Source organism: Vibrio sp. 1159 (genome assembly GCF_033340395.1).
Classification (GTDB): Bacteria; Pseudomonadota; Gammaproteobacteria; order Enterobacterales; family Vibrionaceae; genus Vibrio; species Vibrio alginolyticus.
Genome location: NZ_JAWOWL010000005.1, coordinates 80,366 through 95,486 on the forward strand (window position 1 = coordinate 80,366; position 15,121 = coordinate 95,486).

Consider the following 15,121-nt stretch of genomic DNA (forward strand, 5'->3'; position numbering starts at 1 on the left):
CTTATTTGTCTTATGCCAACTGCTTTGCTGACATTCCTGCTGACAAATATGGAATCAGTAAATCGACGACAGATTTCACATCGACTTCCTTTTCAAACTTACTTTCTGCCAGCTCCGAAAGAGCTTGGCTTGAAGCCATCGTAAATACACAGGTTCCTAACGTGAAGTGCAGTCGCCAAAACAACTGTTCTTCACATAGTTCCGGGTTCGCCTTCATTATCGAGAAAGTGAAAAGGTTCAGTACCTCTTCGTATCTGGTGGTAATGAACCAGCGCAGATGACCTTGAACGTCTGTATAACCGCGGCCAATTAACAACATAAATAGCGCAGTACCATTTGGGCGTACATCATTTAATGTACGTAAAGGTAATCGCAATGACTCAAAGACATCGTCCATGTTGTAGCTATCGCGCGTGTTTAGCTCAATTAATGAAGTCTTAATGCTCGGCATTAGTGCTTCTAAATACCTATCTAAAACCGCTCTAACCAGCGTTTTTTTATCGCCAAAGTGATAGTTTACCGATGCTAAGTTAACGTTAGCTTTACCTGTTATCGTTCTTAGCGAAGTATCATTAAAGCCATGTTCAGCAAAGAGTCCTTCTGCGACATCGAGTATTTTTTCTTTTGTTGATGTTCTCGGGGCCATTTTAATCACTCGTATTAAACAACTGTTTGAAAATATACTCCCGAAACTTAAGATTAACAAATGATTAACATCACACTTTAACCAATTGGTCTGACCAGACAGTAAAAGGTGTGATCTAATCTTTTGAAATTCAATCGAATACTCCAGTGAAGCTTGTCAGAAGAAAACGATCAAACTTCTCAGTCCATCGCAATTGAAATGCTAACAATAGCCTTGGCGGCTTGGAGTGAGCGACGAGAGTATGAAATACATCTTCGGTTCTAGGGGAGATAAAATGAGAAACACAGAAGTTAGTAACTTCGCCAAGTTGGTAATCCATCTCGATTTTTCTATTACTTTCGGGTGTGTAAGAAGCTAGAAAGCATTAAGTAGAAATTTTTTGAAAAAAAATGGAACTGTTTGGAAAAGGCTCGGTCTGAATATACGTAACAGTTAGGGCATTTGAAGTTTCACTGGCCGTCAAACTTGTTTCCATCTAATTGTTACGTTGCTGCTTTTTTCTTATTAACTCCTATGTTTGTATCCGCCCAGTCAAATTTTCGGCTGGGCTTTTTTTCGCCTATAGATTTGCCAAGCGCCTCTTTCGATGATTTGCCCCAACTCCATAAGCTAGACCTTAGTTGGTCACAAAAGTAACCATCCTGAAGTAGTTGATGTGCCGATCTGCAGACATAAAAAAGCCTCCCGAATGGGAGGCTTTACTAAACAGTGTGTATCTTACGCTTGCGCTTTCTTAGGCAAAGAAAAGTGCAGTAACGCGTAGCCAAGTAACGCGGCTGTCGTCGAGCCCATTAAGATGCCTAGTCGAGCATAGGTATCAAACTCAGGGCTTACATTTCCAAACGCTAAAGAGGAAATGAATATAGACATTGTAAAACCGATACCACACAACACAGAGACCGCAAAGATATGCTTGAAGTTAATGCCTTCCGGTAGCTTAGCTACACCCATTTTCACAGCAGCCCAACTAAAGGTGAAGATACCTAGAGGCTTACCAACCAGTAGCCCCAAAGCAATACCTAATGGCAGCATTGAAGTTAGGCCTGACATCGATACGCCTTCTAGCGAAATCCCCGCATTTGCAAATGCGAATAGAGGTAAGATACCAAATGCCACGTATGGATGAAGTGCGTGCTCCATGTGCTTAAGTGGGGAATGTTCGCCCTGTTTACCCTTAAGAGGAATAGCAAAGCCGATCACTACGCCTGCAAGTGTTGCGTGAACACCAGATTTAAGTACCGCAAACCATAAGATCGCGCCGACTATCATGTATGGCGTCAGTTTCGTTACTTCCTTCGCATTCAACATGAACAGGACACCAGTCATGATGAAGCCAACAAGCAGCGCCATGCTAGAAAGATCACCTGTGTAAAACAGTGCAATAATAACAACCACGCCTAAATCGTCGATGATAGCGAGAGCTAACAAAAACACTTTAAGGCTTACTGGTACGCGCTTACCTAGTAGCGCCATGATACCTAGAGCAAATGCAATATCCGTCGCAGCTGGGATGGCCCAGCCAGAAACCGCCTCTGGGTCGTTAGCATTAAACGCAACGTAAATAAGAGCAGGGGCTAACATACCACCAACCGCTGCAATCGCAGGGAAAATTGCGGTTTCTTTTGATTTTAGCGCTCCTTCAAGTAGCTCTCGCTTCACTTCAAGGCCAATAAGTAAGAAAAAAACAGCCATTAGGCCATCATTAATCCAGTGAGAAACTGACATACCGAATACATAAGTATGCAGTACAGATTGATAAGTTTCGCCCAGCGGTGAGTTAGCAATAGTCATCGCAATTGCCGCTGCAATTACAAGAAGAATACCACCTGCTGATTCCATTTTGAAAAAGTCACGAATGACATCGTTCATGGTTTCGTCCTTATATTTATTATCTTAATAAACGATTAACAAAGAGTGATAAGAGTGTATAGCTGTCGAAAACTTTAGAATAATCGCTTCTTCAGAGTATAAACTTCGGTTTTTTCGATGTTAAGTTTACTATACATCGTATTTTCCAACATGACACTCGATTTTGATCGGAGATCGTATTTGTACTTGTCGCACCAAATATTTATCAAGATGATGAGAAAATCAGCATAACACGGCTTGTACCATCATGATAACCCCGTACTTTTGAGAAAAAGCCAGGAAGCTTCGCGCACTAAAAAACCACCCGCAGGGGGTGGTTTTCTTCACAACTCAATAGCCTGTCAGCTGCATAAAGCCCCAAGCTTCATTGGAGCCGGAAGCTAAAGTAGGCCCTTCCCAGTAAGGTATTACAAAGGGTAGCCACATATCTGACTTGATAATGCGGGTAGTCAAGTTAATTTGATGCTTCGGAATATTGATAATCCACTGCAAAGGTAACCTTCTTCCATTGGATAAACTGGTCACTTGCATTGGCTCAATACTGATATCATCGTCTGAGAGGTTGATGACTTTACCTGAGCGTGTCGACAACGTGCCAAACACGTGCGGTGTTTGCCCATGGTGACGATAACGGCTAACAGTTAATGCTCGACCATCATCTAAATTGAAAACAAACCAATCCCAGCCTTGTTGCCCCTCACCAATTAAGCCACTGCCCCACTCTTTTTGCGCCCAAGCAGAACCCGTCACTGAGAATCGCTTACCATTTAAGCTTAAGCTGCCTTTTACTTTTAAAAATGGAGCACTGAAGCTGAAAGAAGCAACAGATTGCAACGCATGTTTAACTTGGAAGCCTTTGTCTCCATTCACCACAAAGGGGCCGCTTGTCATGGTATTGAGCTCAAGTCCAAACGTATCAGTATTCACATTCAAGTTGCCCGGGAAAGGCGTCGCACCGAGTGATCGCCAAGTCCAATTATCAATCCATAACCTGAAAGGACGATTGATCATACCAGCTTGGCCTATCCCACCTCTAGCTACCCGTTGCTCTTTCCATACATGCGAACCATGACTGACGACAACATGTGAAATGTACAATTGAGGGTTCTGCCAACCGCTGGTTTCTCGCTCGTCCGTCGCAACCCTGAAATAGCTCCATTGAACATTGTAGATCTTGCCTTGCTCATCTTTTAGTTTGGCAAAGTAGTGCCACCATTCATGCTGATACTCGGGATGAAAGCGAAAGTCTGAGGGTAAAGAGACATGCTCATTAGGTAGTACAGGCTCGAAAATCGTTTGATTTTCACGCGTTAAGATAGAATCAAGTTCGCTTTCTCGTGTTGCTGTCGCCTCTAACCAAAAAGTTGAGTAAAAAGCAGCCCCAGTCAGAAAAGCGAACGTAACAACAATGAGCGTTGAAACCAACAAGCGTTTTTTAGAGCCCATTTTTTTCATTACAACGCGTCCCTTAATGACTTCATCGGTGTACTTTTGATCATTCTAATAACTGGCAATGCGCCAGCAACCATAATGGCAAGCATCGCCCAAGCAATGGTTTGAGCATACTCCCATGGAATCGTTTGAAGCTCTAGAGACCAGCCAAATGATTGCTTAATGATAATATCAACGATCAAATGTGCGAGCGCCAAGCCGAGCGGCACTGCAATAATCGCAGAAATGGCTCCGAAGACGAATAGCTGCAAACCACCTAATACGACAAGTTCTTTTCCGGACACACCCATACATCTTAATAAGGAAAAATGCCGCTGCCGTGAAAGTTCTCCTGCCAACGTCGCAAAGAATAAACCAAACACGGCAATAATCAGCGTGATATTGCCCAAGGTTCCTGCTATAGCAAAGGTATGATCAAACACTCTCATTGCTTGGCTATAAATATTACCGTTATCAAACACACGATCTTGCGGAAGACGGAATACATTCTCTAAGCGATTTTTCAGCCCTTCTCCATTGACGTTATCTTTTAATACTACGCCAAGACCAACATTACCCGTACCTGCAAATGCATACAGCCAATTCCGGTGCGACATCATCACCTGGTTATATGGGTTTCCATAATCGTAGTAAACGCCTACGACTTGCCAATCACCACCAAGCGGTTCTTGCAAGTTAATGAAATCGCCAGGGCGGATATCCAGCTTCAAGGCCATCGACTCACTGACCATTAAGCTCTTGGTAGCGTGCAGTTGATACCAGTAATTTGGGACACCTAACTTGACGGTAAGTGAGTCTAACTCACCTTCAGAAGAGCCCGTACTCACAACTTGCAGAGCACCATGCTCGGTCGGCATATCTTTTTCCCAGCGCCACCAAACCGAGTTCACCTCTGGCTGATTCTGGAGCCATGCGCTCATCCTAGCGGCTGAATTGTTGGTCGGATAGATGTACACATCAGCCGCTAATCGCTGATTTAGCCACTTATCGGTTGTATCTCGAAAGCTTCCGACCATTGTTTCTACACCAATGTTTGCCGCCAGCGCTAACATAAACGCCATCGTAGCCACACCGCGATAGCTCATGCTGGCTGCTGCATCAGCAAAAAACCAACGGACACGAACCCATCGCATGGTATAAGAAAAACTTTGGAACATATGCCACATAGTAAATGGCATAAACAACGCCACACTAACCAACATCAGCGCAATAATAGCAAAGCCGGTTTCTTGTGTTTTCGGCGCCTGATATACCGCTATTGCAGCGACACAAAACGCACATGCCGCAAGCGCCTGCCAAGAGAACTCTCTTCCAGCAAATCGCATTAGCGACAGTCGAGAAGAAAGGCGGATTGGTTGTGACTTCAACAAACGGATTAATGGCCACAGACACGATATCAACGCACCCATCGCTGCCATGATTAGACTGTATAAGCTAGATTGCCATGACCATCCTATGGTTAAGCCTACGTTGGCATCATACAAATCACTCAGGCTCGAAGACACTGCTGGGATAAGTTCATTTGCTAAGATCAAGCCAAAAAAGTTACCACACGCCCACGCAATAAAGACGAGCAAAGACAACTCTAGCAATAAGGCTTGCGCTAACTGTGTTCCGTTAACACCAGTCTGTCTCAAAATACCTACCAAACGTTGTCGCTGGATGAAAGACAGAGACATCGCTTGATAAAAAATAAACAACCCAACCAAAAACGAGAGCATTCCCATCGCGGTGAGATTCATATGGAATGCGTTAGTTAGCGACTCAACCTCAGTACGCGTATTCCTAACGAGCGTCATTCCGTTTGGCAACATGTTTTTCAGTGCTATCAGCTTTTCCTCTGGCATTTCGCCACAAGAAATCGCAGACAAACCTGAGCTCCGCTTGAGCATACGCAACAACGATATATCAGTAACCAACCGAGTACCCGAAAGCATCTTGTCCTTATCTACTTGAATAGGCCCAAGACGGCTTCCGTCATTCATCTCAATGAAGTCCCCATCCTGCCAACTCATGTAAGCGGCTAAATCTTGACTAACGAGAATAGGATAAGGAGGCTTCATTAGAGATAAAACAGGCATCTCACCTAGCGATTTTCCTTGTTGTAGTGGGATCATCGCGACAGGATCAATCCCCACCAACATCAGGCTCATATCGGTCTTGGCATCTAGATGAAGCACGTCAAACGGTGCACATTGGTTAAACCCAGCTCGACGTAACTGAATATAGAAACCTTGAGGAATTTTATTGGCAGAGTGCTTCGTTCGGATTCGGTACGGCAAAGGATTGGAGAAAAGCTTTTCACCAGTGGCATAACTTTGTTTTGCATGCTGGTTGATAGAAGTAACACCAACAAGGAGGGACACGCCTAAAGTTAATCCCAGCCAGACAAGAATAATTTGTAGAGGGTAACGACGGTAATGACCGAGTAGTGCCTTAACTACGGGCCATAACATGTAGCTGCCCTCCTTGAAGTCGAATCTTTCCTTCCATATGGGCGGCCACTTTTTCACTGTGCGTCACTAACAGCAAAGTACACTCCAGTTGGCGAGCGAGGCTCGTTAGTAAGCGCATTACTGCTTCTGCGTTTCGATCGTCTAGGCTACCAGTTGGCTCATCAGCAAGCAGGATTTTTGGCTCCATATAGAGTGCACGAGCAATCGCCGCACGTTGTTGCTGACCACCAGACGCCTCTTCCGGATAACGTCCTAGCAATGGCATTAAGTCCAAAGCAGAAAGAATTTGACGCCACAACTCTTTATCTTCCGGCAGACCTTTTAACTGACGACAAAAACGAATATTGTCGGCAATATTAAGTGTAGGAAGCAGGTTGAATTGTTGGAAGATATTCCCAATATTGTTACGGCGATAAAGGGTTCTTAAATGCTCCGGTGCTTCATGCATAGCAAAATTTGGAAACTGCACTTCACCAGAGTCGGCAGTATCTAATCCAGCGATTAAATTCAGCAGAGTACTTTTACCCGAACCACTTTCTCCCATCAGAGCAACTTGGTCGCCTTGCTGCAATGTTAATTCTGCCCCTTGTAATACAGGGTGAAACTCTCCCCCGTCTACATAGCCTTTACATAGGTCTGACAGTTTTAACATTGATTATGCCGCTCGGATGGTGTTTAAAAATTGGGATCAGAATCTACACTAAAATCCTGTTAGTAGAAAGTATTTTGAATGCTTGATCACACTATGGAAGTACAAATGCAACTCGATTCACTTTCTGTTGCTAATTTTGTTGACGTTTTGAGCAGATTTTTGCAGCCAAAATAAACTCTGTTCCTCCTTACTGGCCAATCAGGTTTTTCATCCATTTTCGGCTAACCATTCTTGGCAAGCAAATCACCCACTTCACAACTTCTTCTGTCAAAAAGAGTAAGTAAACCCATTGTGGGTCCCAATTGAGATAAATCGCTGCAAATGCTGCGAGTGGAATCCCGATCACCCACTGCGCCAAGATGTCTTGATACAAACAAAACTTAACATCACCGCCCGCACGTAATACACCAACAATAGCCATCATCGGCACCGAGCGTAGCACGACACCCAACGCTAGAATCACCATAAACTGTTCAGCTAGCTCGCGAGTGTCCGTTGTCAGTGCACTAAACGCATTAAGGATCCATTGATTTGACACTATCAACAAGACGGCGACCACAAATGCGATAAGCACATTCAAAATGACCGTAGCCCATGCTTGATAATAAACGGGTTCAAAATTACGAGCGCCGAGCTGGTTCCCGACTAGAACTGCAGCCGCATTCGATAAACCAATCATCATCGCCAATGCGATCGACTCAACAGGTGTCATTACGGAAAGTGCCGCCAAACCTTGTACACCTGCTTGCCCCATGATGGCGTGATAAGCAAACAGCCCACCAGCCCACGCCAAGAAGTTAAATGTGGTGGGCAAAGAGAGGCTCAAGAAACGCGTAATTTTATCTAAGACCAATCCTGCGCGTATATCATCCCAACCAAATGCGATTATGTGCTTTTTCAACCATAGATAACCAAACAGGCAACCTACTTCGATCGCGCCACTGATTACCGTTGCGATCGCTGCTCCCGTAATACCCAGAGCAGGAAAGCCTAATTGACCAAAAATTAAAACCCAGTTAAGAAACACATTAGATAAAATGCCTATACCACTAAAAAAAGTGCTTAGGCCTGGTTGGTGCATCGCCCTTAGGCCCACCGACATACTGGCCACACATGCAACAGCAAACATGCTAACCGACGAAATAATGAGATAGCTGGCCCCTAATTCAATCACTTCTTGTGAATCGGTAGTCAAGCTCATGATGAGTTGTGGAAAAACAACAAACAAAGCAACAGCAATCGCAGCAAACATCATTGCGATCATCCATGTTAAAGCGGTACTGCGACGCACCCCAACTTTATCGCCAGCCCCCCAATATTGAGCGGTTAACAACGCACCGCCCGTTGTCACCCCAACTAACATGATGGTGGTGACGAAAGTCGCGCGTGCAGCAACTCCAACAGCGGCAATTTCAGCTTCACCAAGTTGACCAAGCATAAGAACATCGACGAGGCTTCGGCTTGAAAACATCATGCTTTGCAGTGTAATTGGTAACGCGATTGCAAATAAACGACGTAAGAATGCTTTATCTGCGTGTATTGAGAGTTGAGAAAGAAAAGTCACAAGCGCTCCAACGACAACTTATTGATAGAATGGGGAAAGTGTCTCATGATTATACTCTGTGGTGTTTATTCCACCAACGATAAAAGGACAGATAATGAAAAAGGTGTTGGTGCTAGGCGCCTCGGGTTACATTGGCTCTCAACTTCTTCCGTTACTTTTAGATAAAGGTTACGCCGTCACAGCCGCGGCGCGACATATTGATTATTTAGAGTCAAGAACTCAGCCTCACCCTAATTTAACGTTAAGGTATCTCGACTTGGCTGACGCAGAGACCACGAAGGCTGTAGTGAACGATTTTGATTTAGTCTTTTTTCTCGTGCACGGGATGACTCAAGGTGATGACTTTGTTGAGTACGAACTAAACCTTGCTTTGAACTTCAAATATGCGTTGGAACAAAGCTCCGTCGAGCATGTTATCTATTTGAGTGCCATTCAACCTCAAACCGGAAACTCTCGCCATTTAGCCGCTCGTAAAGCCACGGGAAAAATAATTCGACAGTCTGGTGTTCCAGTAACTGAATTGCGTGCTGGCGTTATCATCGGTCCCGGCTCTGCCGCTTTCGAAATCATGCGTGACTTTGTCTACAACTTACCTATTTTGATCGCGCCTAAATGGGTCGACTCAAAAGCGAACCCTATCGCCTTGCCCAATCTCAACCACTATTTGTTGAAGTTAGCAGAAGCCCCCTCTCCAGAAGAAAGTGAAATTTATGAAGTTGGAGGGCCAGATACACTTAGCTACCGCGAGCAGTTCAAAGTCATTTGCCGAATCACGAACAAGCCGTATCGGTTGTGGTCGACCCCGCTACTTACTCCGAAAATGGCATCGTACTGGCTAGGTTTAGTTACCTCAGTGCCAACTAGTATCGGTAAAGCATTACTTGCGGGCTTAGAGCACGACTACATTGCAGACTCCAAAGCGATTGAAGAACGATTTCCTCAAACGCTGATCAGCTACGAGCAAGCGGTAACTGATACCATTCAAGATGAAGGCACATTTGTACGCAGTAATGTTTGGGGGTTTGAACCCGCAGCGCTTCGTCGATGGCAACCAGGATATGGCTATTACCCAAAACAAGCTGGAGCGAGCATTAAAACTCATGCCTCCGCTGCGGCATTATGGAAAGTGGCGCAAAAGATCGGGAGTCGCGAAAAAGGCTATTACTTTGCCAACATCTTGTGGCGTACACGTGAATGGCTCGATATCTTTTTTGGCGGCGGAAAACCGATTCGCGTTTCTCCTCCTGGACCAGAGCTCAAAGTCGGTGATTTTATTGACTCTTGGAAAGTGATTCGCTGCGATAACAATCAGTTTCTTTCACTGTTTTTTGGTATGAAAGGCCCAGGCCTTGGGCGTTTAGAAATTACCATCAAAGATCTCGGTGACGAACGAGAATTGGATATTACCGCCTGGTGGCACCCGCAAGGGTTTCTTGGGCTGCTTTATTGGTTTGCAATGATGCCAGCCCATCTTTTCATATTTAAAGGCATGGTCAAAGCCATCGCGAAAGAAGCAAACCGTTTAGAAAACAAAAAGCCCCAATAACAGGGGCTTCTAAACACTCAAAATGTCACTTTAGTCAGCTTTGAACGAGAGTGGAATTTCGGCTAACTGGTTGCCTTCGTTTGCTGGAAAAATAAGGTACTCGCCATGGTATTTCACCATCGATTTGTAGTCTGTTACCTTATGTACCATAAAGCCCGCTTGCGCTGCTTTCTCAACAAACTCAGCATGATTGCCACGTACAAACCAACTCATTGGCTTTACGAGCAACTCGCCATCAAAACAGCTTTCGCATTGGTCTGCACATAACGCTAAAGAGTTTTGACCTTCAGTGAAGATTTGTACTTTGCCGCACCCAATCAGTTGCTCAGACGTTGAGACTTCCCAGCCTGCTTGCTCCATCAAATCAAGAAAAGACTCAATATCTGAATCTTTGAACACTTTGGAGTCTTCACCTTCAGGGAAGAATTGCGCATAAAAAGCAGAAATACGTTTAAAGATAAACAACAAACCAGCATCGTTCCCCTTTGAGCGACCTGCTTTTTGCCAACGCGTTAAGTCATCGCCTACCGTACGTCCGAAACGTTGTGATTTTAGCGCCTTTGTTACCCAACGCACTAAATAATGGTTATTCGCAACAGGGGCATTGGCTAACTTACCTGAGCGATGCTCTTGATCTAACTCTTCAAGTGCTGAGTTAACCAAGTTTTGAATTTCTTTGGTGTAATTCGACATTACGCCTTTCTTCCTAAAGTCCAATAAAACAGTGCTGAAAGCACAGAACAAGCAAACATCACGATGATCATCGGCCAAGCAACATTCCCGGGCAGTGATGCCACCAGCGCACCAACCAATGAACCGATACCGAATCTTAATGTCCCCGCTAGAGACGACGCCGTACCCGCCATTGATGGGTAACCACTTAAAAGCAGCGCCATCGCGTTACTACCTATCGTCGACAATGTACCGATAAACAGCACAACAAAAGGTACAATGCCCCATAATCCGAAGTCCATTAACCAACTTACGAATAAACCAATCCCCGCCAAAAGTTGCACGAACAACCCAAAACGAAGCATGGCATGGGAACCAACTTTCTTCACCAAGCGACCATTAATACTGGTCATGATGATCATCGCCACAATGTTCAAACCAAATAGGTAACCAAAGTGGTCTGGTCGAACACCATATAAATCAATATAAACAAACGAACCCGCCGTCAAAAATGCAAACATTCCGGAAAATGAAAACGCACCTGAGAGCATCAAACCGATCGCTTCAGGATTGGAGCATAATCTGGCGTAATTTCTCAGCGTCGTGCGGAAACGAAGAGGCTGACGATTTTCAGGCTGTAACGTTTCAGGGATTTTCCAAAGTACGAGAAAAATCACAACTACAGCGAAAATAGCTAATACCCAAAAAATGGAACGCCAACCAAACCAAATCGCGAGATGACCACCGATCATCGGTGCCACCAACGGCGCAATAGTAATGACCAGAGTAACGAAGGACATTGCGCGTGCAAAGTCTTCACGGTCAAACATGTCACGCACGACGGCTTGGATAATGACCGCCGCTGCCGCGCCAGCAAAACCTTGTGCCGTACGTACATAGGTCAGCGCATCAATGCCATTTGTTGTCGCACTCACAACAGCAGCCAAGCCGAAGAAAAGTACGCCTAAAATCAACACAGGTCTGCGACCAAAGCTATCGGCAAGCGGCCCGTGAATTAACTGGCCGATCGCAAAACCCGCGGTATAAGCCGTCAACGTAATCTGAACCGCGCCAGGCGCGACCCCCAAATCTTTCGCTATTGTCGGCATCGCAGGCAAATACATATCGATCGCCAAAGGCGTCAAAGCACCAATCGCTCCTAGTACCAGAAACAATAGAAAACTGATTTGGGATTGCGGAGCACTTTGAGCTTTTTCTGTCATTCTTTTACCTCTTGTTGGAGCCCTACCGTCAATACTTGCAGAACAAAGTGAAAATAACGGAAGTTCTCATATCGCTGAATGTAGAAGCCAAAAACCTGTTCTATCCAACGTTCGAGAATCATAAGGGCAAATATGTACCAAGGTGTGACCTTGACGAACTCGACATAGAAAAGCATGTGAAAGCGAAATGTGTTTATGGGAAACAAACACAATGCAGTAAAAATGATGGCGTTGACACCATCATTCCATTCACCGTAGCCGAAGGCTTTGCAATAAGAGTATGCATGCATCAGCTAAATGCAAAGGCATATCACTGAGATGAGTAAGCACACCGGAATTGTCTAGGCACTAATTTTGGTAGGAAAATTTATTTTGAGCCAATTCCTACCAAAAGACTAGTTCCTATTAGGAACTAAAGAATTTCCCATGCTGACAATTAATTCCAAATAGAATCAATTTCTTCTTGCGTGAGGTAGCGATAATCACCAGGTTCTAGTGCCTCATCAAGTTCGATAGAACCAATACGCTCACGATGTAAGTACTCAACTTTATTTCCTAACGCCGCGAACATACGTTTCACTTGGTGATACTTACCTTCCACGATAGTTAACAATACTTCATTCTCGGCCTCGTTCACGATTTCCAAACGAGCGGGCAATGTTGCTTCTGATTCATTGCGCAAAATGATGCCTTGTTCGAGCTTTTCCGCGTAATCTGGCTGAATAGCATCGACGAGCCAAACACGGTACGTTTTCTCACACTTATGCTTAGGTGAGGTAATACGGTGAGACCACTTACCATCATCCGTAATCAACACTAAACCAGTTGTGTCGACATCTAATCGGCCCGCAAAGTGAAGGTTTTCAATTTTAGGCTCATCAAGCAGTGCGAATGCAGTTTGGTTGTAGCCATCTTCATGTGAACAAACAAAGTCAGCAGGCTTATACAACATAATGTAACGAGGACCAGGAGCACCAATAACACGGTCTTCCCACATCACTTCCGCACCTTCAGGTACTTTAAATGCACCACTTTTTTGAACCTCACCGTCTACGGTGATGTCTCCACTTTTGATGATCTTTGTTGCCTGTTTGCGTGTTGCACCCAGAGCGTCACACAAATATTTATCTAAACGCATGAATACCTCATTGAATTATACCCAAGTGATCTCTAAATCTCGGTTTAAAGGTCACTTGGGTATAAAAGTCAGGTATTATAGCGTTCCTAGTTCGAATAGTTGAGCAATTTCACATATTTTCATGTACACACTTCGTCCTTATCAAGCCGACTCGGTTAAAGCCGTTATTCATTACTTTCGTAAACACTCGACACCAGCAGTGATCGTGCTGCCAACCGGTGCAGGAAAAAGCTTGGTGATCGCAGAACTTGCTCGCCTTGCGAAAGGACGAGTGTTAGTCCTCGCCCACGTAAAAGAACTGGTCGAGCAAAACCACGCGAAGTATGAAGGTTATGGTTTAAAAGGTTCTATCTTCTCAGCAGGATTGGGACGAAAAGAAACTGACCAGCAAGTCGTGTTTGCTTCGGTTCAATCGGTCGTACGTAACTTAGATTCGTTCAAAAACCAGTTTTCTCTGCTCGTTATTGATGAGTGCCATCGTGTGCCAGATGACAAAAACAGCAGCTACCAAAAAGTTATTACTCACTTACGAAAACTGAACCCTGGCATTAAGGTGCTGGGACTAACTGCAACGCCCTATCGTTTAGGAATGGGCTGGATTTATCAGTATCACACCCGAGGTCAAGTGCGAACCGAAGAGCCTCGATTCTTCCGCGATTGTATTTTCGAACTGCCGATCCGTTACTTGCTCGACGAAAACTTCCTCACTCCAGCCCGCATGATGGATGCGCCCGTTTTGTCTTACGACTTCTCTCAGCTGAAGCCCGCTAACACCGGACGCTACAAAGAAGCAGAAATGGACATGGTGATCGATAAAGCCAAACGTGCGACTCCACAAATTGTTGAGCAAATCATGCAATATGCGAAAGAGCGCCAAGGTGTCATGATCTTCGCTGCAACTGTTCGACACGCACAGGAGATACACAGTTTATTGCCAGAAGGCGAAACTGAAATCGTCATTGGTGATACACCTACGCCGGAGCGCGATGCGATCATCCAAGCGTTCAAGAATCGTCAAATAAAATACTTAGTCAATGTTTCGGTACTGACAACCGGGTTTGATGCGCCGCATGTCGATTTAATCGCGATTTTGCGACCAACAGAGTCAGTCAGTCTGTACCAACAGATAGTAGGACGAGGATTACGCTTATCAGACGGAAAATCAGAATGTTTAGTGCTTGATTACGCAGGCAACAGCTACGATTTATACCAACCTGAAGTCGGTGATCCCAAACCAGACTCTGACAGTGAAATTATCACGATTCCTTGCCCGGCTTGCGGATTCAATAACAACTTCTGGGGTAAGTTGGATAGTAACGGTTTCTTGGTTGAACATTTTGGCAGACGTTGCCAAGGTTACTTTGAAGATGAAGACACAGGCGAACGTGAACACTGTGGATACCGTTTTCGTGCCAAATACTGTGGTGAATGTGGTGCCGACAACGATATCGCTGCGCGCATTTGTCATGAGTGTGACGCAACGCTTGTTGATCCTGATAAAAAATTAAAAGAAGCCCTTAATCTAAAAGATGCATTGATATTTGAATGCACAGAAATGGACCTGTCAGTATTTAAGTCCAGTGACGGTAAATCTCAACTCAAGGTGACGTATTCTGGTGAACCATACCAAGGCGAAGGCAATGCGTTAGTTCATGAGTTTTGGTCATTGAGTACCAAAAAACAAAAACAAACGTTTAAAGACCAATTTGTGCGCCCTCACTTGGCAGACAAGCATCGCCCTTTTGAAGAGGCTTCACCGACACGTGTTGTTGCCAATCAACATCGTTTCCGTTTACCTCAGTTTGTTATTGCAAGGAAATCCGGTCGCTTTTGGAAATTGCGAGACAAAATTTTTGAAGACGAGTTGAAATAACGTCCGCAACATTTAGTAAAACTGAACTCG

The 15,121-nt window shown here is 44.7% G+C and carries 11 protein-coding genes; 2 read left to right on the forward strand and 9 right to left on the reverse strand.

The genetic code is table 11. The features are described 5' to 3' along the window. Nucleotides 1-10: 10 nt before the first annotated feature. The 6 genes from R7127_RS06235 to R7127_RS06260 form a co-directional block, all read right to left on the reverse strand. Entirely contained in the window at nucleotides 11-646 is a 636-nt protein-coding gene (locus R7127_RS06235) for a TetR/AcrR family transcriptional regulator (RefSeq protein ID WP_005378033.1), read from the reverse strand. 717 nt (nucleotides 647-1,363) lie between these two features. Continuing rightward, nucleotides 1,364-2,515 (reverse strand): Na+/H+ antiporter NhaA, encoded by a 1,152-nt coding sequence (gene nhaA, locus R7127_RS06240; protein WP_005378034.1) that lies wholly within the window; start codon nucleotides 2,513-2,515, stop codon nucleotides 1,364-1,366. 330 nt (nucleotides 2,516-2,845) lie between these two features. After that, nucleotides 2,846-3,970 (reverse strand): lipocalin-like domain-containing protein, encoded by a 1,125-nt coding sequence (locus R7127_RS06245; protein WP_172563311.1) that lies wholly within the window; start codon nucleotides 3,968-3,970, stop codon nucleotides 2,846-2,848. Beyond that, nucleotides 3,970-6,423: an ABC transporter permease gene (locus R7127_RS06250; RefSeq protein ID WP_318141831.1), complete on the reverse strand. Its 2,454-nt coding sequence runs from the start codon at nucleotides 6,421-6,423 to the stop codon at nucleotides 3,970-3,972. The genes R7127_RS06245 and R7127_RS06250 overlap by 1 nt, the downstream gene beginning before the upstream one ends. Further along, nucleotides 6,404-7,075, reverse strand: a complete 672-nt coding sequence (locus tag R7127_RS06255; protein WP_318141830.1) for an ABC transporter ATP-binding protein — start codon at nucleotides 7,073-7,075, stop codon at nucleotides 6,404-6,406. The genes R7127_RS06250 and R7127_RS06255 overlap by 20 nt, the downstream gene beginning before the upstream one ends. Before the next feature lie 187 nt (nucleotides 7,076-7,262). Beyond that, a complete protein-coding gene (locus R7127_RS06260; protein WP_172563313.1) occupies nucleotides 7,263-8,639 on the reverse strand; it encodes an MATE family efflux transporter in 1,377 nt (458 codons plus the stop codon). A gap of 94 nt (nucleotides 8,640-8,733) precedes the next feature. On the opposite strand from R7127_RS06260, the gene R7127_RS06265 reads away from it, so the two are divergent. After that, a complete protein-coding gene (locus tag R7127_RS06265; RefSeq protein WP_318141829.1) occupies nucleotides 8,734-10,185 on the forward strand; it encodes a DUF2867 domain-containing protein in 1,452 nt (483 codons plus the stop codon). A gap of 30 nt (nucleotides 10,186-10,215) precedes the next feature. On the opposite strand, the gene R7127_RS06270 is transcribed toward R7127_RS06265, so the two are convergent. From R7127_RS06270 to rsuA, 3 genes are all read right to left on the reverse strand, one after another. Beyond that, nucleotides 10,216-10,878, reverse strand: coding sequence for a DUF2913 family protein (locus R7127_RS06270; RefSeq protein ID WP_005378053.1), 663 nt, complete (start codon nucleotides 10,876-10,878; stop codon nucleotides 10,216-10,218). Next, nucleotides 10,878-12,080 carry a Bcr/CflA family multidrug efflux MFS transporter gene (locus R7127_RS06275; RefSeq protein WP_017820848.1) on the reverse strand — a complete coding sequence of 401 codons (1,203 nt, stop codon included), beginning with the start codon at nucleotides 12,078-12,080 and terminating at the stop codon, nucleotides 10,878-10,880. Before R7127_RS06275 ends, R7127_RS06270 begins: the two co-directional genes overlap by 1 nt. 436 nt (nucleotides 12,081-12,516) lie before the next feature. After that, nucleotides 12,517-13,218 (reverse strand): 16S rRNA pseudouridine(516) synthase RsuA, encoded by a 702-nt coding sequence (rsuA, locus tag R7127_RS06280; protein WP_033905117.1) that lies wholly within the window; start codon nucleotides 13,216-13,218, stop codon nucleotides 12,517-12,519. Between the two features lie 121 nt (nucleotides 13,219-13,339). On the opposite strand from rsuA, the gene R7127_RS06285 reads away from it, so the two are divergent. Beyond that, nucleotides 13,340-15,091 (forward strand): DEAD/DEAH box helicase, encoded by a 1,752-nt coding sequence (locus R7127_RS06285; protein WP_172563315.1) that lies wholly within the window; start codon nucleotides 13,340-13,342, stop codon nucleotides 15,089-15,091. Nucleotides 15,092-15,121: the final 30 nt, after the last annotated feature.

Excerpts from the sequence above, each read along its gene's own strand:
- R7127_RS06235 (WP_005378033.1), bottom strand. The coding sequence starts at position 646 with ATGGCCCCGAGAACATCAACAAAAGAAAAAATACTCGATGTCGCAGAA.
- nhaA (WP_005378034.1), bottom strand. The coding sequence starts at position 2,515 with ATGAACGATGTCATTCGTGACTTTTTCAAAATGGAATCAGCAGGTGGT.
- R7127_RS06245 (WP_172563311.1), bottom strand. The coding sequence starts at position 3,970 with ATGAAAAAAATGGGCTCTAAAAAACGCTTGTTGGTTTCAACGCTCATT.
- R7127_RS06250 (WP_318141831.1), bottom strand. The coding sequence starts at position 6,423 with ATGTTATGGCCCGTAGTTAAGGCACTACTCGGTCATTACCGTCGTTAC.
- R7127_RS06255 (WP_318141830.1), bottom strand. The coding sequence starts at position 7,075 with ATGTTAAAACTGTCAGACCTATGTAAAGGCTATGTAGACGGGGGAGAG.
- R7127_RS06265 (WP_318141829.1), top strand. The coding sequence starts at position 8,734 with ATGAAAAAGGTGTTGGTGCTAGGCGCCTCGGGTTACATTGGCTCTCAA.
- R7127_RS06270 (WP_005378053.1), bottom strand. The coding sequence starts at position 10,878 with ATGTCGAATTACACCAAAGAAATTCAAAACTTGGTTAACTCAGCACTT.
- R7127_RS06275 (WP_017820848.1), bottom strand. The coding sequence starts at position 12,080 with ATGACAGAAAAAGCTCAAAGTGCTCCGCAATCCCAAATCAGTTTTCTA.
- rsuA (WP_033905117.1), bottom strand. The coding sequence starts at position 13,218 with ATGCGTTTAGATAAATATTTGTGTGACGCTCTGGGTGCAACACGCAAA.
- R7127_RS06285 (WP_172563315.1), top strand. The coding sequence starts at position 13,340 with ATGTACACACTTCGTCCTTATCAAGCCGACTCGGTTAAAGCCGTTATT.